Origin of the sequence: Crassaminicella profunda (assembly GCF_019884785.1) — a bacterium.
Taxonomy (GTDB): domain Bacteria; phylum Bacillota; class Clostridia; order Peptostreptococcales; family Thermotaleaceae; genus Crassaminicella; species Crassaminicella profunda.
The window spans coordinates 851,766-876,072 of the sequence record NZ_CP082326.1 but is presented as its reverse complement, the minus strand read 5'-3'; the positions used below and the strand labels follow the sequence as shown (position 1 = coordinate 876,072).

Here is a 24,307-nt window from a genome sequence, read left to right as displayed (position 1 = left end):
TAAATATTTTTATTGGTCCAACTCAGTAAAATACTCCTTCACAATGGCCTTCATACTTTCAGGAATTTCTTTCGTATGAAGCTCCTCATAGGCTCCTTCTTTATAAGTTTTTAATACCTCCTCATAATTTACGGATTCTCCTGGTGTATCTCCAATTTTTTTTACTTGTATAAAGTCCTTACTTCCCCTCTCATTAAGAGTCCCTTTTATTTGTGAATTTTTTCCTTGTCCACCTATATTTTCTGGAGCCAATATTTTTTCATATTCCTTTATTTCTTTTGTGGAGCCTTCCTTAGACCCTCCTGTAGCTTGTCCATTGACACCACCACTTTCTACCCTAGAAGAGCTTCCATTTCCTGCTCCATTCCTACCAATTCCTTGAGCATTTCTATTTCCTGAATTGCTTTCGCACTGACCAGTGCTTTGTCCACTACTACTTCAGGTTCCTCCTAAATTGGTACTAGATTGATTATTATTTTCTGTCTGTTTATGATTTGTATTCTGATCTATATCTTGATTTTCATTCTGATTTGTATTTTGAGATACGATATTTTCTAGTTTCTCTAATTCATTAGCTAATTGATTCAAACTACCCGATACATTTTTATCATTCATAAGACCATTGAATGTATCATTTAGAGCATTTAAACTTTCTTTTAACTGCTCATCCAAAAGATTCTCATTGATGCTTTGTGCAATGGTATTAGATAACTCTTTAAAATTCTTAGCTAATTCTTTATTGTTTTTCAAGATTTTAGCTAATTTTTCTAATTCTTTCGCCTTTTTTTCTAAATCTTCTTTGCTCATATTCTTAAGCTTTTTGTTCATCTCATTCATTGCTTGTCTAAGCTCTTTTGAATCTTTATTTTTTATACTTTCTGCTAATTTTTTTGTAAAATCATGATTCAATAATTTTTTTGTGATTTCATCTATTTTTTTATCTTGAATATTTTTTTGAATCTTTTCCATTTCCTTTTTTGTTTTAACAATCTGTTTTTGTAACTCCTTTGTATTCTCCGGTGCTTTCATCTTCTCTCTGAGCTCTTTTAAATTCTTTTCTATTTCTTTTTGATCTTCTTCACTAAGAACATGATCTTTTTTTATTTCTTTCTCTACTTGAATAATCTTTTTCTCTTGCTCCTCTATTTTTTCTCTATTCTTTTCTATAACTCTTGCTTTCATCACCGATTGAGTAGGAATAAATCCTACCAATAGGATTCCTAATATGAGGATGGCTACTACTAATAGTATTTTTTTTGAGAAAATAATAGGAATATTTTTTCTTAAATCCCATTTTTGTAGATGATGAATGGCATCTTCCTTTTGAAGCTTTACAATAGTTGTATCTTCATTTTTAAGGGTAAGGGCTGTAATGGTTCTTTCCTCAAGTCCCTTTTCATCTACTAAAAGAGCTACTTTCTCATAGGAAGGCATTTTATATAAAGACCATAGAAAGCTTAATAGACTACAAACACCTAAGAGTCCTAATAACTTGCCCCCTATAAAAGCTATTGGATAAAACCTTGAGAAAATCATCATCATTAAGGAAATACTTCCTCCTACTAGGAATCCATAAGATATATAACAAATACTTTGGTTCAAACAAAACCGAAGTCTTATAGGTTTTAAAAGTTCAATGATTTTTTTATCAAGCATTTTCTTCATCCTTTTTTCTCCAGCTACATTTTTTCATTGGATTAATTCTTAAAGATGTAACATATAAAAGAATACATGAAAGAATTAAATCAAAACTCATATTGATATATAAGGGCTTTAAAACAGAACCTTTTACCCCTAACCGTCTAAATAGATCGAGACTTTCTCCAAGCTGATAATCTAAAATAGCACTCAATCCTGAAAAAGGATTCATATATAATAAAGACACAATCGTTGTATGGGCCATCTTATAATCATGAAATTCATACCACAATGCAACAATAATAAAGGTTCCTGCAGCTAAAAACAAAATAATCAATCCACTTACAATAATAGCCGTAACGGTCCTTTTAAAAATAGACGATGCACAAAGACCAATACTCCCAAATAATATAGCTGTTATCATATAAAAACCATATAAGAGTATAATATTGTAAAGATCTACCCCTCCAAATAAAGAAATAATACTGATAATAGGAATAGATACAATCAGTAATAATATCATCTTTGAAAGAGCTGCCCATAACTTTCCAAGAACAATAGAAATACTTGACAATCTTGTACATATTAATAAATCAAAGGTTCTCCTTTGTTTTTCTCCACATATACTACTAGCTGTGGCTGTTGGAACAATGACCCCTATTAAAACTAATTGTAGCATTGTAATAGCAAAATAGATTCCTTGAAGAGCACTAGGTCTAAAGCCTCTATAGTATCTATAGGATGAAAAAGCTTCCATGAATACAATAAATAATAATCCTGATAACAATAATGTATATACGGTTATCATGGCAGGCATTCTCCAAGTTCTCATACTTGTTTTTAATTCCTTTTTTAATACTGGATTCATTCTCATTCTTCTTCCCCCTTGGTAACTTTCATAAATATTTCCTCTAGATTACTTTCAATAGGACTAAAAGAAGTAACCAAGATTTCATTATTGATTAGTTTTTTTATGATTTTTGCAGTATCCTTCTCTTCCCCATCAAAGGAAATTTCTATATGATTTTCATCTGTAAAAACATCTTTTACCAAAGGTTCTTCTTTTAATAAAGTAACAGCTCTTTCCATGTGATCCAGTATTTTTATTTTAATCAAATTACCTTTTGAAACTTTTCTCATAATTTTATCTACGGAACCGATTTGTACAATTTTTCCATTCTCAATGATTCCTATACTATCACAAAGCTCTGCTAACTCTGATAAGATATGAGAACTGATTAAAATAGTCTTTCCCATTCTTTTTAGTTCCTTTAAGATCTCTTTCATCTGAACCCTTGCCCTTGGATCCATTCCTGATGCAGGCTCATCAAGAATTAATAATTTAGGGTTATGAATAAGACTTCTAGCAAGACAAAGTCTTTGCTTCATTCCTCTCGATAAAGAATCTACATAAGCTTCTCTTTTATGGGTAAGGTCTACGAGGGCTAATAAATCCTCTATGGTATCTTTTCTTTCCTCTTTTGGAATTCCTGCCACGTCCCCATAAAACTCAAGATACTCAATGGCCTTTAAATTATCATATACACCAAAGAAATCTGGCATATAGCCTGTTCTTTCTCTAATTCCTTTTAAATCCTTTGAAAGATCTACTTCATCAAGATAGATTTTACCAGAGTCTGGCTTTAAGAGGGTTGCAATCATCTTCATGGTTGTTGTTTTACCTGCACCATTTGGCCCTACAAATCCAAATATTTCGCCTTCATTGATTGTTAATGAAAGTTTATTGACTGCTTTAAATTTTCCATAGCTTTTAGTTAAATTTTCAATCTTTAGCATTTATTTCACAACCCCCTTTACAGAGAAATCTGGTATCTGTATATCTTCATCCTTTAATACATCCAATTTTATTTTTGTTCCAATGTTAACATCATAATATTTTCCTTTATTTGTATCATTGATGGTCAAATAATCTTTATCATATTTTTCCCATTCTTGAGTTTGATAGTTATAAACGTAGGCTTCATAATTTTTGTTCACATAGTAATTTTTAAAACTTATATTCATGACTTGAAGTTCTATATTGATTCTTGGTTGAAAGACAAGAACTGCATCTCCATCTCCCCATAACATCCCTTCAGATTTTTCAAAATGTATTTTGTTTTTTTCTATTACCGAAGGCTCCCACATACCTGTTGGAATTTCTATCTTAGTTCCTTTCTCATAATCTACTTGAACTGGAATAAGAATTAATGTCCTATCTATTCGATCCACAATTTTTCCATTAATTTTTATATCCTCTGCTATAGGCTCTTGATTCCAAGCTACTATATGAAGGGTACTACTATCTACATTTTCTAAATAATCTTCAAAAACATCCTCTACAATTTCTCTCTTCATCACATTAGTTAATGTTTTTTCATTTTCTGCATGGTTTATTCTGCTTCCTAATGATTGATTCTTTTCTGGATAAATCCCTTCCATGATCTCATAATATCCCTTTGCTTGAGGTTTATTCGTTACTTTTTTCTTGAATATAAGCTGAGCATCCTTGGTTGTTCCCTTTTCTATATCCCCTAATTTTTTAAATTCTTTTCCATAAATCATTACAACATCTTCTAACTTTAAGTTAGATAAATTTTCTATTTTCCCTACTATACCAGTTCCTTTTAATGCCATCTTTACATTTATAGGTTTTTCATAATCATATTTTTTTTGCATATTCATGACTTTTATATCCCAAAGACCTTGGTTTTTGAAAATAGTATGTTGTTCCTCTTCAAATAAGTATTCCAATACAACATCACCATTTCTATTTTTAAAATTATATCTATAGGCTCTATCTAAAGGTTCCATATGAACATTCTTTTGCACATGAATATCCACCTCTCCTTTTTGTGCTGCCATAATTCCAGTTACCGTATCTACCCTTCCTATATGGGTACCTTCATTAATCTTGAGAATAGAAATATTATTTGCAAAAGCTTCTTTGAATGTAGTATCGATTCCCCATACATAAATACCTATAAAAAAGATCACTGCAATGACAGGTATACTCATCCATGATTTTTCCCTTTTGTCTATTTTTTTTAGAACTAGATAATTGATAGGTCCTATAATCATTATAAATAGTCCTAATATGATAAAAATCATCTTAATAGATGGTAATCGATTGTGTGGAATATAATTGACTAAATTTCTTAATCTGTGAGAAAATTGTCCATCATATTTTCCATCCATTCTTTCATCAATATTTAGCTCCGCTTTCAATATTTCACTCATAAATGTTTCTTTTTCCTTATAATCAATAAATGGTTTCATCCCTAAATCAAAGCTGGCTAAAATAATTTTCCCTTTTCCAAGTGAATTGCTTTCTACTTTTCTTTTATGATCATCTTCTTTAGTAAAAGGATTGGTCTTTATCATACTTTGTAATCCTTTTAAGGTTTTCTCTTTATTCGGTCCTGTTCCTACAAAAAGAGTTCCTCCGTCATTTACCCATTCTTTTATTGCATTTATTTGTTCTGTTGTAAGTTTTTGTGTAGGATAATTGTTTATAACAATTACATTAAAATTATTTAGTGTTTGGGCATCATAAAAAACGTCCTTTATTTCTGCTACAGCATAAAAAGATTTTTTCCCATTATTAAGGGTTCTGTACACAGACCCTAAATAGCGAAGACTTTCTATATCATCACTAAAAATTCCTATGGTTTGATCTCTAGGAGAATTCATTTTTTCAGTAATATTGATATATTTTTCAAAAACTGTTTTCCCCTGGTCATCAACAATTCGTATTTTACTTCCATAGGTTTTTATATCCATATCTATAAAAAACTTTATATCTAAGTTTTTAGTAGTGCCTTTGGCTATATTTATTTTTTTACTAAATGCAGTATGTGTCATTGGCTCAGAATCATTTTCAAGAAGTAATTGAACTTTTCCATTGATATCTAAATCATTATTTTTTATCTTTATTCGAATAGGCGTCATTTTCCCATGTTTAAAATATCCATCAAATCCTACTTTCACTTCTATTTCAAACTTTTCTTCTCCATAGCTAGTCATAGTAAAGCCTATCATCACTATAAAAATCATTAAAAACATGAAAAGTTTTCTTTTATTCATATGATTTGTCATGCTGCTCCCCCTGCCTTTTTTATTCTATACATTGCTACACCACTTGCCTCTTCTTCACCTTCTATTTTTATTTTATAAATTATATAAGCTTTCATCCATTTCTTATCCTTACAAAACCTATCTTAACCTTACATTTTTGTCACATAGGATAGAAATAATTAATTCACCACACTCCTCTATATAAAATTTTTATTATAGTGTAATATTACACTATTTTTTCAGTATTCGTCAATATTTTTTGTGAAAATAAAGTCCTTCTATGCTCTTTATCACAACTATTATATCTGCTATTTATGCAATTTACAAATATTACTATATCCACAAAAAAAGACTTACATCCACTTGATATAAGTCTCACATCCTTGAAAACTTTGTAACTTAATTCTTATTTTTTAAATTTAGCTATCAATTTTATATCCATATCCCCAAACTGTTGTGATTTCTAATTCTGAATTTAGAATCTTTAGCTTTTTTCTTATTCTTTTTACTAAATCATCAACAACTCTCGTATCTCCTATGTAATCATACCCCCATATTTTATCTAATAGCTGTTCTCTTTTAAAGGGCATGTTTTTGTTTTTCACCAGCATTTCAAATAATTCGTATTCCTTTGTTGTAAGTTTTATTTCTTGATCATTTATTTCTATGTATCTTCGATCACAATATAGGGTCATATCCTTTAATACTATTTTTTCGTCATATTCATATTGGTTATTGCCTTTATCAACTCTTCTTAGGATTGTTTTGATTCTCACAACCAATTCCCTTGGACTAAATGGTTTGGAAAGATAATCATCTGCCCCTAATTCTAATCCTAATATCCTATCAAATTCTTCATCTCTTGCAGATACAAATATGATTGGCAGATCACTTATCTTTCTGATTTCCCTACATAATTCTAATCCATCTATTTCTGGCATCATAATATCTAATACAATCAAATCTGGATGAAGTCGTCTTACTTCCGAAACTAAATTTTTACCATTGTCAAAAAGTGTTGTTTCATAACCTTCCTTCTGAAGGTACTTTTTTATTAATTCTCTAATATTTGCTTCATCATCTACTATAAAAATATGCTTCAATCTACCACCCCCACACTTGTATTATATCATGCAAAAATAGCTTGTTGGATAGATTTCTCTATCTGTACTTATGGAAAATACTAACTAATCCTAAAAATATTTCGGATTTTTAGTTGCTTTTTATCCTATAATTATGTTACAATGTTTTACATAATTTCATAGTGCCGGTTGAAGATAGTGGAAGATTTTTTCGACTGTTATTGGACGGGCCTCTGGAGAGACTCTAAAGAGCACCGAAGGGGAAAGCCACTTACGTGGTGAAACTCTCAGGTAAAAGGACAGGGGATTATTGATTGCAAAAGACTATTTATTTTTTGTTATGGACGCATAATAAAAATATAAGATTTTCTTTCATTTATAATCTTGCTTTCCAGAGACAAATCAATCGATTTAGTCTCTTTTTTATTTATATTAAAATAATCAATATTTCATATGCAAACACGAATTAAAAGAGGAGATGAATTTTATGAAAGCAGTTGTCACAGTAATAGGAAAGGATCAAATAGGAATCATCGCAAAAGTTACTTGTACTTTAGCGGAAAATAGTATGAATATCCTAGATATTAGCCAAACTATTTTACAGGATTACTTTACCATGATCATGATTGTGGATTTATCTAAAATGAAAAGTAGCTTCAATGATATAAAAAAGGAACTTGAAAAAGTTGGTAAAGACATAGGCCTTTCTATCAAAATACAACATGAAGATATATTTGATTCTATGCACAAAATTTCATAGTAGGAGATGATTCCTTTGAGTAAATTTAAAAATATAATGGAAACTATTCAAATGATTGAAAAAGAAAAATTAGATATTCGAACTATCACCATGGGTATATCCTTATTAGACTGTGCTCACACAGATGGAAAACAATCAAGAATTAAAATTTACGATAAAATCACAAGATATGCAGAAAATCTTGTAAAGGTAGGAGAAGATATTGAAGCAGAACTAGGCATTCCTATTATCAATAAAAGAATTTCTGTAACACCTATTTCTTTAATTGCACAAACAAGTAACGATCAAAACTATGTTGAATTTGCAAAAACACTTGATGCAGCCGCAAAAGCCGTAGGGGTTAACTTTATTGGTGGTTTTTCAGCCCTTGTTCAAAAAGGCTATTCAAAAGGAGACAAAATTTTAATCAATTCCATTCCTGAAGCTCTATCTGTTACAGAAAGAGTATGCTCTTCCGTAAATATTGGAGATACCAAATCTGGAATTAATATGGATGCAGTTCGTGATATGGGAAAAATCATTAAACAGACAGCTTTCCTTACAAAAGATCAAGAAAGCATCGGATGTGCAAAACTAGTTGTTTTTGCCAATGCTGTAGAAGACAATCCTTTTATGGCCGGAGCTTTCCACGGGGTTGGAGAAGGAGAATCTGTTATAAATGTAGGTGTAAGTGGTCCTGGTGTTATAAAATCAGCCCTTGAAAAAGTACAAGGTGCCCCCTTTGATGTAGTTGCTGAAACCATTAAGAAAACTGCATTTAAAATAACAAGAGTTGGTCAATTAGTAGCTAAGGAAGCTTCAAATAGACTAAACGTTCCCTTTGGAATTTTGGATTTATCCCTTGCCCCAACTCCTGCTGTAGGCGATAGTGTAGCAAGAATTTTTGAAGAAATGGGAATTGAAAGATGTGGAGGACATGGTACAACAGCAGCTTTAGCTCTTTTAAACGATGCAGTTAAAAAGGGCGGTATTATGGCATCCTCTCATGTAGGAGGTCTTAGTGGTGCATTTATTCCTGTCAGCGAAGATGAAGGAATGATTCATGCTGTAAAGACAGGTTCACTAAATATCGAAAAACTAGAAGCCATGACATGTGTATGCTCTGTAGGTCTTGATATGATTGCAATTCCTGGAGACACACCTGATACTACTATCTCCGGAATGATTGCTGATGAAGCAGCCATTGGGGTGATCAACCACAAAACTACTGCTGTAAGGATTATTCCTGTTTATGGAAAGACCCTAGGAGATGAAGTAGAATTCGGAGGTCTTTTAGGAAGTGCTCCTATTATGCGTGTAAGTAAATTTAGTAGTGCTGATTTTATCAATAGGGGAGGAAGAATCCCTGCCCCTGTTCATAGCTTCAAAAATTAAGACAAAATAAAGGCAGATGAAAAAACATCTGCCTTTTACTATGCTTGCATATGATTTACTTTTATTCCTTCAAGTCCACTTAGTTGATCCATCATATTGTTTATTCTACCCATATCTGATCTTAAATTTAATGTAATCAAACCATGATTGACTTCATCTGGATCATGAATACCTAATCTACCAACAATAATATCTCCGTTTTGGGTTAAAATCTCCTGCATGCGAGGAGCAGAATCTTTTCTATGGTCTACTCTTATACTCATAACACTTAAATAATCCATCTCTAGCCCTCCTATATCTTTTTCTTTAAGTATTTTAAACAAGATTACAAAATTATATACCTCTTAAAAATGGTTTTTAAATTAGATAAAGTATCGTATACTAATATTAGAGATATTTATGTACTTGTTAAAATTTATAAACTATGAAAATAACCTTTTATCATTTTCATAGGAATTACTAAGAAATTATATGATTTATGCTACTTTGTTTTTAAATTTTTTATTAATAAAATATCTTAAATTTAGATAACTATTGTTAAACATGAACAGTAACTTAAACATTAACTTTATGATGGGTTAGGTGATAATGATGCGTCTTGATACAATTCAAAAAATTTTTAAGGGTAGAGAATATAATCCAGAAGGAAATTATGAACAATTTTCAGTTCTAGTACCTATTGTTAAAGTAAAAGAACAACTTGAACTTTTATTTGAAGTTCGTTCAAGTAATCTAAAGGTACAGCCAAAAGAAATATGCTTTCCAGGAGGAAAACTAGAAAACAAAGAATCTAAAGAAATGTGTGCCATTCGAGAAACTTGTGAAGAATTGAATATTTCACCAAATCATGTAGAGATTTTTAATCCCTTAGATTTTTTAGTTTTACCTTATAATCTAATACTTTATCCATTCTTAGGAACTATCTCTCAAATAGATCTTAAAAATTTAGATTTTAATGAAGATGAAGTATCAGAAATTTTTACTGTTCCACTGAACTTCTTTCTAGAAAATGAACCAACAAAGCATTATATAGACCTTGAGGCACATATTCCAGAAACTTTTCCATTTCATATGATTCCAAGTGGAAAAGATTATCATTGGCGAACAGGAAAATATCCTGTTTTATTTTATGAATATAAAGGGTATGTTATATGGGGTATAACAGCAAGGATTATTAAAAACTTTGTTAACATTATAAGAAAAGAATGATTTCTTTTTCGCTTCTACACTTCTAATCATATTCCCCTTTAAATGTCTATATCATAACTGACAAATAAATGTCTATATCATAACTGACAAATAAATGTCTATATCATAACTGACAAATAAAGTTGTACAAAAAATCAATTATCTTGCATAGACTATAATGTACAATTATATACCTTTGTATATAAAATAAAGGGGGATTATAGATGGCTAAAGAAAAAATTCTAATCGTTGATGATGAGCTACAAATACAAGAATTGATTCGTATGTATCTCATAAAAGAAGATTTCGAGGTGATTTGTGCTTCTAATGGCAACGAAGCCTGTCTATTGGCCTTACAAGAAAAACCAGACTTAATTATTTTGGATATTCTTATGCCTGAACTAGATGGGCTAGAAACCTGTACCAAATTAAGAAAAACTACAGATGTACCTATCCTTTTTCTTAGTTGCAAAAATCAAGATATTGATAAAATATTAGGTCTTAGCGTTGGGGGAGATGATTATGTAACCAAGCCCTTTAGCCCTAGTGTACTCATTGCACGAGTAAAAGCACATCTTCGTCGAAATCGTCTATTATCTGAAAATAAAGTTGAAAAACAATTCTTAAGGTATCCAGGACTTGAAATTGACATAGCTAGTCATTCTGTATTCGTCAATCATGCTTTAATTTCTTTGACTACAAAAGAATTCGATCTTCTTGTTTTTTTAGCAAAACACCCAAATAGAGTCTTTTATACAAGCCAAATTTTCGAAAAAATTTGGGATGATCACAGCTTTGAAAAAGATGCACGAACGGTTATGGTACATATTAGTAATTTGCGAAAAAAAATAGAAAAAAATCCTACAAAGCCTCAATATATCATTACAGTCAGAGGGGTTGGCTATAAATTTGGTGGTTCTTTTTCATCTATGCAAAACTATACACCCCTATATAAGAATTGTGCTTCATGTCATTATCAATGATATGAGCAGGAGAATTAAATCTCCTGCTTTTTATCTATCTCAGATATCTTTGTAAGATGATTAATATTGAATAGGTACTACTACGCCCATTTCTTTAAGCCCTTCTTCTAGTACCACAAAGAAGTCTTCAATATCAGATGTATTGATTGCTCCTAAACTACATAATCTAAATGTTTCAGTATCCGTAACCTTTCCAGGATAAATGGTAAAGCCTCTTTCAAATAAATAATCATGTATTTTTTCAAAGCTCCATTTAGAATCATTGGGATATTTTACAGAAATCACAAGCTTTGACTGTAAATCTCGTTGAATCAAATCTTTGAATCCTAATTTTTCTAATCCCTTATGTAGCGCCTTCCAAACACTGCTATGACGAGTCCATTTAGTCGCTTCTCCTTCTTCCCAATACTCTTTAATGGCTTGATTTGTTGCATAAACCGTTTGTACTGGTGGTGTAAAATGCATTTGACCTTTTTTCTCAAAGAATTTATATTGCATATAAAGATTTGTATAATAAGAACGAGTAGGATAATCCTTAGATTTTTCTAATAATGCTCTATTCCCAACTACATAGGAAAGTCCTGTCATAGACATTAATCCTTTTTGAGCTGATGCCATAAGAAAATCAACATTGTCTTTTTCTATATCAATTGGAATCATAGCATATGTTGATGTAGTATCTACGATGAACGTACATCCATACTCATGAGCAATCTTTCCTATTTCTCTAATAGGATTTAATAATCCTGTACCTGTTTCATGATGACATGCATATACTACTGCAATATCTTTTTCCTCACTCAACGCCTTTTTCACTTTTTCTAAATCTAATGCTTCATCTATAGGAAACTTTAGGTTAATATGAGGTAAATGATAGTATTCACATACTTCAGCAGCTCTTGCACTATAAGAACCATTATTGATTACTAACATCTTTTTATTTGCTGGCAATAAGGAATTCACACAAGCATCAATATTGATAGTCCCTGATCCACAGAATAATACAGAAGTATACTTATCAAGATCTCCATGAACAATTTTCACTAACTCATTTCTCATCTTCAACATAATATCCCCAAATTCTTTTTCCCTAGGACAAATATCTGGTACAATTTGAGCAAATTTCACTGTATCTGTTGTGGTTGCAGGTCCTGGATTTAACAATACATTTCTCTTTACCTTATACATTCAAACATCCCCCTTTTTGATTGTTTGATTATTTATTCTTTACCTTAAGGAATAAGGTAATTTAAGCTTTTTTTATTTTATTCTTAGGCTTAATATTCGCAATCAATGCCAAAACCATCATTAAAACACAAATAACTGCAATAGAAGTAAATACAATATTCCAATTTCCTGTTTTATCTAATACTCTACCAAATATGATTGCTTGTAGTGCTGCGCCCATATAAGCTGCCCAATCTAATACACCAGCTGCTGTTCCTGCAAATACACGCCCTCCTACATCAGTAGAATAAGCCCAAACTACACCATTTATAGCATACACAAAGAATCCTGCAATAAATAATCCAATGGACGCAGTTCCTAAAGTTTTTAAACTTGGAAATATAAATACAGATACAGCTGAAACAATTGCACAAATTACCACTGCTGGTAAACGTCCATTTTTACCAAATTTATCTGATGCCCAAGGAACAATAAAGGTTCCTAGGGCCATCCCTACAGGCAATACAACAGAACTAAAAATTCCTGATTTTACATTCATATTTAATTCTTGTACATAATAAGTTGGAATCCATGTAAGTAACCCATACCTTGAAATATTGGATATAGCAATGATAAAGCACCAAATGATAAATCTCCATTGACTAAATAAATGAATATATGGATATAATTTTCCCCGTTCTTGTACGATTCTTTGTAACTCTGCTTCTTGTTCTTTCGTTCCCTCATCTTCCTCTTCATAATCTTTAAGCCCTACATCACTGGGTTTTGCTTTAACCATAACCCAATATACAGCCCCCATAGCAACCATACTAATCAAAGGGATTCTAAAAGCCGCTCTCCAACCTAAATCAGAAAACGCAGAAATAGAGGCTAGCACGCTAAACCAAACAATAATTTGGGCGACTCCTGAAAACCCATTTGCAAATCCAGTAGCAAATCCTCTTTTATGACTAGGCCACCACTTAGTAATCAAACTAATTCCAGGAGACCAAAGCATAGATTGAAAATATCCATTAAGAGCCCATAAAAATGCAATCAAACCAATAGAAGACTGAAAACTAATGATTAAATTTGCACCTGCAGATAATAATAATCCTACTAAAATAATCTTTTTAGGTCCAAAAATCTCCCCTAAACGGCCATTCACCAAATGTCCTAATCCATAAGTCCAAAATAATACAGATGAAAGCAAACCTGCTTGTGTTTTGGTCCATCCCATTTCTTCCATCATCATAGGTAATGCTAAACCCATATTCAATCTACCGTTATACAAAAATGCATATAAAATAGAAAAACCTAAAAGTGCCATCCAAGCATATTTTTTAAATTTTTTTGCTTCTTGCTCTGTATATCCTAAAAATCCCTTTGACATAGAATACCCCCTTTAATCATTAACATGGTGGGTAAAATATCTAAAAAACTCCAGTACTATGTTTAATGAACCTATACACTAGGTTATTCATACAACAGATACTGGAGTTTTCTCACATATTTTATGAAAATCATTATTATAAATAAGAGATGATCCTAACACCAATTGATTCTATTATCAATCTTTAAACACTATTAACTGATTTCTCCAATATATAGATGCGTCTCTTGCTCTTAAATGGTTTCTATAATCCCTTGGCCTGGTCTTATGCCTCTTCTCAATCTTGGTTCAATTTCATAGAAAATAATATCTGGAACATATTCTACTGAAGGAACTAAGAAATCTGGTTTTGAAGCTGCTAACATATCATAATTATTACTTCCAGTTGCATAAAGACCTATTGTCCAACATCCTGCATTATTTCCGCATTTCATTCCTGGAGCTGTATCATCTATTTTTACTACTGAATGAATATTATGTACATTTACTTTAGCCATACAATCATATACCATAAATGGACTAGGACGACCTTGAACAATCTCTGAGTTCGTAGCTACATCAAATTTTATTCCATATGTATCTTGTAATACTTTATTTAACGCCTTTGAATCCTTATCTACATACCCTGTGTCACATCCAACATAAATACCTGCATCTCTTAATTTTTGAATACATTCAACAGCACCTTTAATTGGTTTTGCCAAATCTGGATCTACAATCACTTTGCTCATTAAAGGTTTGAATTCCTCATAATATGCATCTACATCTTCTTGTGTCCACTCACGCCCATATATTTTTCTGAATTGTTCAGTAACTTCAGGTAACTCAAATAATTTACGTAAATGAACTGGTTTATAATTACCCATAGGCTTTCTGATTTCTTTCCAACCACAAACAATACCGTGATTCTTTAATACTTCATAAAAAGGTACTACAGGTGCTTTACATCCTCTTAAGTCATCCTCTGGCCAACGATTTCTTAAGTCCTGTGGTCCATCACAAAATGTTCCAGCAGTATCTAAAACTGCTAATTGAATCTTTCCTGTGTACGTTCTGTTATACATTTAAAATCCCCCTTTTTAAATTTTAAATTTGTTTCCATCAAGTAAAATGCTTGCTTTTTTTCTCAATTACTTCTTTCAAGTACAAGTATAGCAACCTTATTTAAAGTTCTTTTTAAGACAAGTTAAAGTTTTTCTAAATTTTTTAACTTCTCTTAATTTTATCCATAAAAAAAGCCAATCCATTTTAATGATTGGTTTTCATTCCATTGATCCATATACTATTTTACTTTTTTACTTCTTCTATTTTACATCCTAAACCCTTTTGTCTTATTGTAATAATCCCCAAAATAACCATCAAAATACACATCATTGCTATAGCAGCAAAAACATATGCCCAGCTATCTGTCCTTTGCAGAATATATCCAAAAAACATAGCTTGCACAGCTGCTCCCATATAAGCTGCCCAATCAAGAATCCCTGCTGCTGTGCCAGCAAATACTCTCGTACCTACATCAATAGAATACGCCCAAATAACTCCATTAATTCCATATAAAAAAAATCCAGACCAAAATATAGTAATGATGGCAGTGGTAGACGTCATCATACTAGGAAATATAAAAACCATCAAAGCACTCAATGCCCCACAAATAATAATTGCTATGGCTCTATTTCTACCCCAAATTCGATCCGTTGCCCATGGTACAATGAAAGTTCCTAGAGCCATCCCCATTGGCAGTACCAATGTACTAAATATACCTGTTTTAATTGGCATATGCATTTTTTTTGTATAATACAGAGGAATCCAAGTCAATAATCCATATCTAGTAATACTAGCTAAAGCTGAAATAACACACCAAACACAAAATTGCCATTGTGTAAATAAGCACTTATAAGGAAACATTTTTCCCTCTTTTAAATCCAGCTTTTTATATACTCTTTCTCTTTCTAAGCATATCTCATCTTCCCCTTCATCATCACAAAGGTTCATAGCTCTTGGTTTTTCTTTACTCATAAACCAATATACAAAAGACATGATGAACAAAAAAATTACAGGAATGACAAAAAAGCCTCGCCATCCATATTGGGGAAAAATCCCCATTGTAACCATTGTACTAAACCATAAAATAATATGTGCCATTCCTGAAAATCCATGAGCAAAGCCCGTAGCAAAGCCTCTTTTTTCACTAGGCCACCATTGTGCAATTAAACTGATCCCAGGAGCCCATATCATTGATTGAAAAAATCCATTCAATCCCCATAAAATTATAATAATCCTAATAGATGTAGACATGCTGACAATCCAATTGGTCAGGACAGTTAATATTACACCTGCCATAATAAATCTTTTGCAACCAAATATTTCCCCTAATCGTCCATTTACAAAATTACCAAAAGCATATGTCCAATACAATATAGCAGTCAAAATCTCTATTTCTGTCTTTGTCATGTGTAACTCTTTATCCATAAGGGGCAATGCTAATTCCATATTAAACCTTCCATTATATACAAAAGCATACATAAAAGAAAATCCTACTAAAGTAAACCAGGCATATCTTTTAAATTTTAAGCTTTCTCCCTGAACTACTTTTGTATTTTTCATCCCTATCCCCCTATTTGGTAAAATTATACTTTCCCTATAAGGGTCTATTCTCCATATAAAAAGACTTTTCCTTTTATTTTTTATTTAAACGATCTTCTATATTAAGTGACTCCTTCAATAAAATAGTTGTAAGATAAAGGAAATTACTATTTTACATCGAATCCTTTATTAAACTACTATTCTAGTCTCCTATAAGATAGCCTTTAAATTAACTGAATATACTGGGGAGGGATCCTATGTTTTTAATTACTCACTCCATCATTGCAATGAGCAGTGTCACCTTTGTTCTTGGCTTAGTATATTTTTATATTTTTTTACAAAATCGTGAATATTATATGGGTCTTTGGGGATTTGGTTGGATGGTTTATTCTTTAAGTTTTATTCTCGATTTTTGCAAATTTGATGGATTAGATACTTCTATTTACATTATTTCAAAGCAAGGGGTCTATCTATTCATTAGCTTGCTCTTTCTTGTAGGTTCTTATATATTTTTAAAACAATCTATCCCAAAATTTTGGATATATTTTTCTATTATGAATAGTTTATGCATCCTCATTGCTTCTTTTTCATCAACTCTATTTCTACCTCTAATCATACACTCTGCAATTTTTTTATGTTTTATCTCTGTATACAATGGATTATTGTTTATTTTATATGCATTTGAAATAAAATTTCACGAAAAATATGTTACAGGATTTATGTTTATCATTTGGGGCATCTATAAAGGATATTATCCCTTTATTCATCCCAAGTTTTGGTTAGCCCCTTGGAGTTATTTAGGCGGTGCTATATTCATCAATATCCTTAGTATCCTAATCCTGCTTATTTATTTTAAAAGAAATAAAATAGATTTAATTCAGCGTGAAAAACGTTTTCGCCTCTTAGCTGAAAATGCTAAAGATCTTATTTACCTATATTATCCTAAACCTATTTCAAAATTTGAGTATATAAGCCCAGCAATTATACCCATGATGGATTATACTCCAGAAGAACTATATGAAAATCCTAAGCTATTTTTTCATCAAATACATCCAGATGATCTTCATAGCCTTCACGAAGCTTTCAAGAACCCGGTAAAATCTTCTTCGCCATCTATCACACTACGTTTATTTCGTAAAAATGGATCTCTCATATGGGGTGAGTTGCATCATACCATTATTTCAGACAAATCGGGAAATGTAATAGCTATAGAAGGAATTCTTCGAGATATTACAGCCCGTAAAAAAGTAGAAGACGATCTTTTTCGAATGGAAAAATCGCGTTATGAGCTAATTACCAATGTATCTCATGAACTAAGAACTCCTATCACTTTAATTCAAGGATATATAGAAGCTATGTTAGATGGTGTCATTACTAATTCAAATGATTTTAAAAAATATCTAAAACTTATTCACAATAAAGTTTTAGGCCTTAGTCGTTTAATCAATGATTTATTTCAACTAACTCAATTAGAAGCTAAAGAAATAGACTTTCAATTATATGAAATTCCTATTCATCAATTCATTCAACAGCTCTACCACAAGTATGAATTAGACGTAAAAAATGCAGGGCTAAACTTTGAACTGCATCTCCCTTTTGAATTGCAAGAGGATCATCGTCTCATTGTAACCATTGATGCGAATCGAATGGAACAAGTATTTTCCAATTTAATTTTTAATGCGATCAAGCATACTCCCACTGGTGGGACCATCGTCATTTATTATACTATTGTCCCTTATCATGCTAAATCTAATTTAGTAAATAAAGATCATCTTAAAAACGTATATAGCCTTGAAGATCATTCCCTACACCCTCTTCCTAGCCATGAAGTCATCATAAGTATTCAAGATAACGGATCAGGTATTTTTCCAGAAGATCTTCCCTTTCTCTTTGATCGCTTCTATAAAGGAAATCAATCTCAAGTTTCAAAGGGTCGGGGTTTAGGGTTATCCATTGCTAAAGAAATTGTATCCTATCATGGTGGACGTATATGGGCAAAAAATAATCCTACCCAACAAGGTAGTACTTTTTCTTTCACCTTACCCCTTTACCTTTGAGCCTATCCTTTTATGTTATAAAAATAGATCACCAAAATGGTGATCTATTCTTCTAACATAAATTTTTCAAATAATTCTTCATCCGTTGGCTGAGTAGCTTTAATGGGTGCTGATACCCAAGTTACATTAATCAAGTGTCTCCAGTTTACATTTGCAGATGCAATATTTCCTCCCCAAGTCCCACACCCTAAAGTTAAGGTCATAGGCATACCATTTGTCCATGCTCCACTGTTTGCTAAGCATTGTGGTTGTCTCACCATTACACGACTTGTTTTTGTATTTAATGCTAATGCTAAAATCCTTTCTTCATCATTTGAATGAATTCCACAAGAATGACCTCTTCCATGATAAGAAGTAATATCATTTACTTTATCGATTGCTTCCTGAAATTCACCATATTTGAAGAGCGTTGTTACAACAGATAATTTTTCTCCTGAGAATGGATAATCTGCTCCTATACCGCTTTCTTCAACCATGAAAAATTTTTTCCCTTCTGGAAGAACAATGCCCGCCTCAGCAGCAATTACTTCTGGTGCTTGTGCAACAATTTTTGAACTTAAGTGTCCATCAATCCACATAGCATTTTGAAGTTTTTCTTTTTCGTCTCCCTTTACTAAATATCCACCTTCAACTTCCATAGCCTTAATGAAATCATCATAGATCCCAACTTGCACGACACATGAATTTTCTGTAGAACAACTTGTTGCAAAATCAAAAGTTTTACTTCTCATAATTTTATTTGCAGTTTCTTTTAAGTCTATAGTTTCATCTATTACTGTCACTGCATTTCCTTGTCCAACCCCATATGCAGGTGTTCCTGAACTGTAAGCAGCTTTTACCATCCCTCCACCACCAGTAGCTAGTACTAAATCAGCTTGTGCCATTAATTCTCCACTTATATCCATAGATACTTGTTCCACTGGAATAACTAAATCTTCTGGTGCTCCATATTTTTTAAGGGTTTCACGCATAATATTTACAATATACGTATTCGTATTTTTTGTTCTTGGATGGGGTGCTAGTATAATTGCATTTCTACCTTTAATGGCGAACATTGCTTTTAGGACGGGTGTTGCCTCTGGATTTGTACAAGGTAAAAGAGCTGCAATTACCCCAACAGGCTTTGCAATTTTCATGATTTTCTTTTCATCATCTCTTTCAATAACCCCTACTGATTTTTGACCTTTCATATCGCGAAGACCACCGCGGATTTTTGTCATAAGCTTTGCATATTTTCCCTCATAGTTTCCAAGATTAGATTCTTCTACTGCCATTGTGGCAATTTTATCTGCTGTTTCAGGTTTTACAATATTCCAAGCAATGGCCATACAAAGCTCATCTACCTTTTCTTGTGTGAATTTGTCTGCAATCCCTTGTGCCTTTTTTGCTCTGTCTATCAGACTTTTCACATATTCTTTTACATTTTGATTCATTTTAATTCCTCCTTTAAATAATATTGAAATTACATCATAAACTACTTAAATCTCTTAATCTATAACCCACTAAAAACTATTCTTTACACACTTTAAATCCCTTCTCTCAAATATAATTATAAATTCTTCTCTTAAAATCTATATCAAGAGAAGTTAAAGTTTTACTAAAGTTTTCCACAATAAAAACCAATCACAATTTGTGATTGGTTTTTATTGATTGCCCTATGATCTTCTATTTTAACTTTAATCCATCCTCCGTTTGTTCAATCTTTTTTTCCTTTAATAATCTTCCTACTGCTCTCTTAAAAGCAGACTTACTCATTTTTAAATGATATTTTATTTGTTCTGGACTACTTTTATCATTCAATGGAAGAAATCCTTCTCTTTTGTTCATTTCTTCTAAAATTATTTCTGAATCTACATTCATCTGCTTGTATGCAATCTTTCTTGTAGATAAATTAAGTTTTCCATCTTCTCTAACTTCAGTAATCCTTGCATCTATTTCATCGCCATTTCTTAACTCTTGAAAATATGCATTTTCAGGTATTAATCCTATGTATTGACCCTCTACTGCTACAAAAGCACCCATGTCCCTTTTAATCAAATAGACAATTCCTTTTACCCGATCCCCTTTATTATAAACACCATCGGTTTTTAAGTGTTTTTCAACATCTGTAGTAGCACTAAGTCTTCCACTTTTATCTACATAAACAAAAACCAAATACTTTTTACCTTCTTGTACCTTATATTTTTGCTCGCTAAAAGGTAAAAATAAATCCTTTTCTAATCCCCAATCCAAAAATGCTCCTATTTTTGTAGTTTGAACAACTTTTAGATAAGCCAATTGTCCTACCTCAGCTAGTGGTTTCTTTCTCGTTGCAATCAAACGATCCTCAGAATCTCTATAAATAAATACTTCTAAAAGATCCCCTTCCTTTGCATCTTCTGGCACCTGTCTCTTTGGAAGAAGAATATTATCACTTCTATTATCTGTGCCTCCATCTAAGTAAGCTCCTATGGTTTCTATGTTCATAATTTTCAGTTCTTGAAATTTACCGATATTTATCATATTGTTTCCACCTTTACTTTTATTTGTAAGTTCTCCTTATAGCTATTCCCTTTTTAGATTTACTATTTTCTTAATGAATATACAAAGTATTCATCTATTTTCACAGGAGAATATCTCTATTTTTTTAATGACAGTCTACCCTATTTTCAACTTCTTATTCATATTAATTTCTCAAAGTTGCTTTTATTCTATCTGGCTTTAAAAGCATGTCAAATACATCTTTTATATGATTCACTACAATATCACATACTAATAACAATTTTCCACTAACCCCTTCAGGTCCAATTACGCCAATAGAAATAATACATTCTTGAGACATTAGTATATCATTGTATCCATTCCCTACACAAATAGTTTTTTCTCTATCTAATTTTTCTACGATCTCCTTTTTACATGCTCCTGCATTTTCATGGGGAAAGGTTTTTATAACAACATCTATATCCTTACATGATTCCTTTACCGTTCCATAGGTATCTGCTGTTGCAATGTATACATTTAAAAATTTATTGATTTTCTCTAACATATCTTTTGTATCCCTTGACATATTACCGTCTACAGCAAGGGTTCCATTGTAATCAAATACAATATTTTCAACTTCTATAAGATTCCTTCCAGGAATATGAATTTTCAACATATGTACTCCTTTCTTATATCTGTGAACCTGTTCAATTCATTATTTATCAATTTACTTTTGCAAGTACGCATCTATAGTATATATTACAAATATCATTTTATATGTATTTAACTAAGGAATCAACAATTTCCCCTTATTCGGGTATAAACACATAAAAATTTATTCATAATTATTATGTATATTTGGAATCCTAAAGGTATAAAAAGGGTCTTAAAGGAGGTACACTATGCAACCATTTGAAATTAAAAACAATATCTACTGGACAGGTGTTTTAGATCCAGACTTAGAAGTTTTCGATATCATTATGAAAACCCCTTATGGTTCTACTTATAATTCCTATTTTATTAATGACCATAAAAAAGTTTTAATCGATACAGTAAAAGCAAATTTCAAAGATGAATTTTTAGATAAACTAAAGAATTTAATAGATATCAATCGCATTGACTATGTAATTATTAACCATACAGAACCAGACCATGCTGGAAGCTTGAAATATCTATTAGAAATAAATCCAAATATAGAGGTTTTTTGTACAAAAGCTGCAAGCATCTTTTTGAAAGAACAAGTCAATCAAGATTTTAAAATCCATGTTATTTCTGATGGAGAAATATTAGATATTGGAAGCCGTCAGCTCAAATTTATCACAGCCCCTTTCCTCCATTGGTCTGATACCATGTTTGTTTATAGTGAAAATGATAAAACTTTATTCAGCTGTGATTGTTATGGGGCTCATTACTCAAAACTAGAACCCAAATCAGTAAATAATGAAGAATATATAGACGCATGTAAACATTATTATAATGCTATCATGAAGCCTTTTGCACAGCATTATTTAAAAGCCCATGAAAAAATTAAAAATATGAATATTGAAATAATCCTCCCCTCTCATGGGCCAATACTTTCAGAAAATCCAGGGAAGAATATTGAGCTTTATCTAAAATGGTCCAACGAAGAATTCTCAAAACGCAATCAAAAACAAGTAGCTCTTCTTTATTTATCTGCTTATAAAAATACAGAATTAATGGCAGAAAAAATAAAGGAAGGCTTAGAATCTTCTGATGCAAAAGTCATATTTGTAGATGCGCAAAACGAGGATCTTTCTTTTCTTCATGAGGTTATTAATACCTCAAAAGGAATTATTTTAGGTTCCCCAACTATCAATAAAACCATGGTAAAACCCATATGGGATCTTTTATCCATCATAGATCCTATGGCAAATACAGGTAAAATCGCAGGAGTTTTTGGTTCATATGGTTGGAGTGGAGAAGGAATCAAAATGGCTAACACCTTATTAAAACAAATGGGTTTTAAAATGATTTTAGACCCTTTAGAAAAAAAATTTACGCCTTCTGAAGAAACCTTCAAACAATGTATGGCTTTCGGTAAAAAATTCGCAGAAAATATTTAAAAAACCACAAACAATTTGTTTGTGGATTTCCTTTTAAATATTTTTTCTAATAAAGCTTCCTGTAATAGGATAAGAATAATCCATATCTTTACATACTCGTATGGTTGCAAGTACTGGAAGAATTAGCCCTGCAAACCAAATAATCATTAAAAATGGTAGCCCGATTAATAGAATACTTAAAACACCAAAAATAGCACCTAAAATAGCCATTCCTATTTGAAATGCCAATGCTTCTTGTGCTTGATTTTTAACAAATCCATTACTAGCAAGTAACATAATAATCAATGGAGCAATAATAGGAAGTCCTACCAACCAACCTAAATGAGCTACACTACACAATAATTTTTGCTCTGTCGTAAGCATACTACATCTCTCCTTATCTACATTTAAAATTATAGTTGCTTAGCGTTGAATTTTAACATATAATACATAAAAATAGTTATTCTTCATCTTTTTAAAAATAACTCTTCATCTTTTTTAACAGATTAAAAAACGCTCAAAACTATTTTGAAATATTATATCATATATATTTATATTATAAAATATTTTTGTAAATGTGCTATTATCGATCTAAGGGGGTAATAATAATGACAATTGCTGCATTTTTTGATGTTGATGGTACCTTGTACCGTAATTCTTTAATGGTAGAACACTTTAAAAAACTTGTAAAATACGAAGTACTAGATGCATCTTTATGGCATAGCCATGCGAAAAACACCTATAACAATTGGGATAAAAGACAAGGAAACTATGATGATTATCTTCTTGAAATCGCCCATATTTATATAGATTCCATGAAAGGTTTAAATCAAAAACAAATGGATTTTATTGCAAATCAAGTGATTCATCTAAAAGGAGATCGGGTCTATCGATATACTCGCCAGCGTATCCATTGGCACAAAGAGCAAGGTCATAAAGTAATCTTTATTTCTGGCAGTCCATCTTATTTAGTAGAAAAGATGGCAAACAAATATAATGTCATAGATTTTAAAGGAACAGAATATCTTACAGATGAAAATGATAATTTCACAGGTGAGATTATTCAAATGTGGGACTCAGAAAATAAACAAAAAGCTATGCTTTCCTTTAAAGAAAAATATAAAATTGATATGGAACATAGTTATGCGTATGGAGATACCAATGGCGACTTTTCCATGTTTGAAATGGTAGGTTGCCCTATTGCCATTAATCCTACAAAAGAACTTTTACAAAATATTAAAATGAATAAAGAAATGCAAAAAAAGATACAAATTGTAGTAGAAAGAAAAGATGTAATCTACAAAGTAGATTCATCTGTTGATATTTATTAGATCCATGATTCAAAAAAATTTGGGCACCCTCTGGTGCCCATTTCCATAGCAATTTTTTGAATCTGAAAGAAAGGAGTTTTTCTTATTTATATTTATTCTACAATTGTTTAAATTTTCCTTCTTCTTTTTTTAATATTGTAAATTTTTAAAC

The 24,307-nt window shown here is 31.5% G+C and carries 22 protein-coding genes and 1 riboswitch; of the genes, 7 read left to right on the top strand and 15 right to left on the bottom strand.

Annotation, left to right across the window (positions count from 1 at the left end; genetic code table 11):
* Window positions 1-9 precede the first annotated feature (9 nt).
* From K7H06_RS03615 to K7H06_RS03590, 6 genes are all read right to left on the bottom strand, one after another.
* Window positions 10-252: a hypothetical protein gene (locus tag K7H06_RS03615; RefSeq protein WP_223038604.1), complete on the bottom strand. Its 243-nt coding sequence runs from the start codon at window positions 250-252 to the stop codon at window positions 10-12.
* 186 nt (window positions 253-438) lie between these two features.
* On the bottom strand, window positions 439-1,665 hold the full coding sequence (locus K7H06_RS03610) for a hypothetical protein (RefSeq protein ID WP_223038603.1): 1,227 nt from the start codon (window positions 1,663-1,665) through the stop codon (window positions 439-441).
* Complete coding sequence (locus tag K7H06_RS03605; RefSeq protein ID WP_223038602.1) at window positions 1,649-2,512, bottom strand: ABC transporter permease; 864 nt, start codon at window positions 2,510-2,512, stop codon at window positions 1,649-1,651. The genes K7H06_RS03610 and K7H06_RS03605 overlap by 17 nt, the downstream gene beginning before the upstream one ends.
* Window positions 2,509-3,435, bottom strand: coding sequence for an ABC transporter ATP-binding protein (locus K7H06_RS03600; protein ID WP_223038601.1), 927 nt, complete (start codon window positions 3,433-3,435; stop codon window positions 2,509-2,511). Before K7H06_RS03600 ends, K7H06_RS03605 begins: the two co-directional genes overlap by 4 nt.
* Entirely contained in the window at window positions 3,436-5,736 is a 2,301-nt protein-coding gene (locus tag K7H06_RS03595) for a hypothetical protein (RefSeq protein ID WP_223038600.1), read from the bottom strand.
* A 398-nt stretch (window positions 5,737-6,134) separates the two neighbouring features.
* On the bottom strand, window positions 6,135-6,818 hold the full coding sequence (locus K7H06_RS03590) for a response regulator transcription factor (RefSeq protein WP_223038599.1): 684 nt from the start codon (window positions 6,816-6,818) through the stop codon (window positions 6,135-6,137).
* Between the two features lie 202 nt (window positions 6,819-7,020).
* Window positions 7,021-7,110: riboswitch (glycine riboswitch) on the top strand.
* A gap of 174 nt (window positions 7,111-7,284) precedes the next feature.
* On the opposite strand from K7H06_RS03590, the gene K7H06_RS03585 reads away from it, so the two are divergent.
* Both K7H06_RS03585 and K7H06_RS03580 read left to right on the top strand, forming a co-directional pair.
* Entirely contained in the window at window positions 7,285-7,557 is a 273-nt protein-coding gene (locus K7H06_RS03585) for an ACT domain-containing protein (protein ID WP_223038598.1), read from the top strand.
* Between the two features lie 36 nt (window positions 7,558-7,593).
* Window positions 7,594-8,931 (top strand): PFL family protein, encoded by a 1,338-nt coding sequence (locus tag K7H06_RS03580; protein WP_425514950.1) that lies wholly within the window; start codon window positions 7,594-7,596, stop codon window positions 8,929-8,931.
* A 38-nt stretch (window positions 8,932-8,969) separates the two neighbouring features.
* Here the strand turns inward: K7H06_RS03580 and K7H06_RS03575 are convergent, their stop codons facing one another.
* Complete coding sequence (locus K7H06_RS03575; protein ID WP_223038596.1) at window positions 8,970-9,212, bottom strand: hypothetical protein; 243 nt, start codon at window positions 9,210-9,212, stop codon at window positions 8,970-8,972.
* Window positions 9,213-9,522: 310 nt separating this feature from the next.
* On the opposite strand from K7H06_RS03575, the gene K7H06_RS03570 reads away from it, so the two are divergent.
* Entirely contained in the window at window positions 9,523-10,140 is a 618-nt protein-coding gene (locus K7H06_RS03570; RefSeq protein ID WP_223038595.1) for an NUDIX hydrolase, read from the top strand.
* A 203-nt stretch (window positions 10,141-10,343) separates the two neighbouring features.
* Window positions 10,344-11,102 carry a response regulator transcription factor gene (locus K7H06_RS03565; RefSeq protein WP_223038594.1) on the top strand — a complete coding sequence of 253 codons (759 nt, stop codon included), beginning with the start codon at window positions 10,344-10,346 and terminating at the stop codon, window positions 11,100-11,102.
* A gap of 60 nt (window positions 11,103-11,162) precedes the next feature.
* Here K7H06_RS03565 and K7H06_RS03560 read toward each other — a convergent pair whose 3' ends face one another.
* From K7H06_RS03560 to K7H06_RS03545, 4 genes are all read right to left on the bottom strand, one after another.
* Window positions 11,163-12,290 (bottom strand): 2-aminoethylphosphonate aminotransferase, encoded by a 1,128-nt coding sequence (locus K7H06_RS03560; protein WP_223038593.1) that lies wholly within the window; start codon window positions 12,288-12,290, stop codon window positions 11,163-11,165.
* Between the two features lie 61 nt (window positions 12,291-12,351).
* Window positions 12,352-13,662, bottom strand: coding sequence for an MFS transporter (locus K7H06_RS03555; protein WP_223038592.1), 1,311 nt, complete (start codon window positions 13,660-13,662; stop codon window positions 12,352-12,354).
* A 233-nt stretch (window positions 13,663-13,895) separates the two neighbouring features.
* Window positions 13,896-14,726: an HAD hydrolase-like protein gene (locus K7H06_RS03550; protein WP_223038591.1), complete on the bottom strand. Its 831-nt coding sequence runs from the start codon at window positions 14,724-14,726 to the stop codon at window positions 13,896-13,898.
* Between the two features lie 223 nt (window positions 14,727-14,949).
* The gene (locus tag K7H06_RS03545; protein WP_223038590.1) at window positions 14,950-16,266 is read right to left on the bottom strand and encodes an MFS transporter; all 1,317 of its coding nucleotides are present in this window, start codon (window positions 16,264-16,266) and stop codon (window positions 14,950-14,952) included.
* Between the two features lie 236 nt (window positions 16,267-16,502).
* Between K7H06_RS03545 and K7H06_RS03540 the strand changes: the two genes are divergently transcribed.
* Window positions 16,503-18,302 carry a PAS domain-containing sensor histidine kinase gene (locus K7H06_RS03540; protein WP_223038589.1) on the top strand — a complete coding sequence of 600 codons (1,800 nt, stop codon included), beginning with the start codon at window positions 16,503-16,505 and terminating at the stop codon, window positions 18,300-18,302.
* Between the two features lie 44 nt (window positions 18,303-18,346).
* Here the strand turns inward: K7H06_RS03540 and K7H06_RS03535 are convergent, their stop codons facing one another.
* The 3 genes from K7H06_RS03535 to K7H06_RS03525 all read right to left on the bottom strand — a co-directional run bounded on the left by K7H06_RS03535 (window position 18,347) and on the right by K7H06_RS03525 (window position 21,438).
* On the bottom strand, window positions 18,347-19,735 hold the full coding sequence (locus K7H06_RS03535; RefSeq protein WP_246637624.1) for an aldehyde dehydrogenase family protein: 1,389 nt from the start codon (window positions 19,733-19,735) through the stop codon (window positions 18,347-18,349).
* 232 nt (window positions 19,736-19,967) lie between these two features.
* On the bottom strand, window positions 19,968-20,804 hold the full coding sequence (locus tag K7H06_RS03530) for a CvfB family protein (protein WP_223038588.1): 837 nt from the start codon (window positions 20,802-20,804) through the stop codon (window positions 19,968-19,970).
* Between the two features lie 163 nt (window positions 20,805-20,967).
* Complete coding sequence (locus tag K7H06_RS03525) at window positions 20,968-21,438, bottom strand: HAD family hydrolase (protein ID WP_223038587.1); 471 nt, start codon at window positions 21,436-21,438, stop codon at window positions 20,968-20,970.
* Between the two features lie 226 nt (window positions 21,439-21,664).
* Here K7H06_RS03525 and K7H06_RS03520 point away from each other — a divergent pair, with 226 nt between their 5' ends.
* Entirely contained in the window at window positions 21,665-22,846 is a 1,182-nt protein-coding gene (locus tag K7H06_RS03520; RefSeq protein ID WP_223038586.1) for an FprA family A-type flavoprotein, read from the top strand.
* A gap of 33 nt (window positions 22,847-22,879) precedes the next feature.
* On the opposite strand, the gene K7H06_RS03515 is transcribed toward K7H06_RS03520, so the two are convergent.
* On the bottom strand, window positions 22,880-23,209 hold the full coding sequence (locus tag K7H06_RS03515) for a DUF4870 domain-containing protein (RefSeq protein WP_223038585.1): 330 nt from the start codon (window positions 23,207-23,209) through the stop codon (window positions 22,880-22,882).
* Between the two features lie 224 nt (window positions 23,210-23,433).
* On the opposite strand from K7H06_RS03515, the gene K7H06_RS03510 reads away from it, so the two are divergent.
* Window positions 23,434-24,156 carry an HAD family hydrolase gene (locus K7H06_RS03510; protein WP_223038584.1) on the top strand — a complete coding sequence of 241 codons (723 nt, stop codon included), beginning with the start codon at window positions 23,434-23,436 and terminating at the stop codon, window positions 24,154-24,156.
* The last annotated feature ends 151 nt before the right edge of the window (window positions 24,157-24,307 follow it).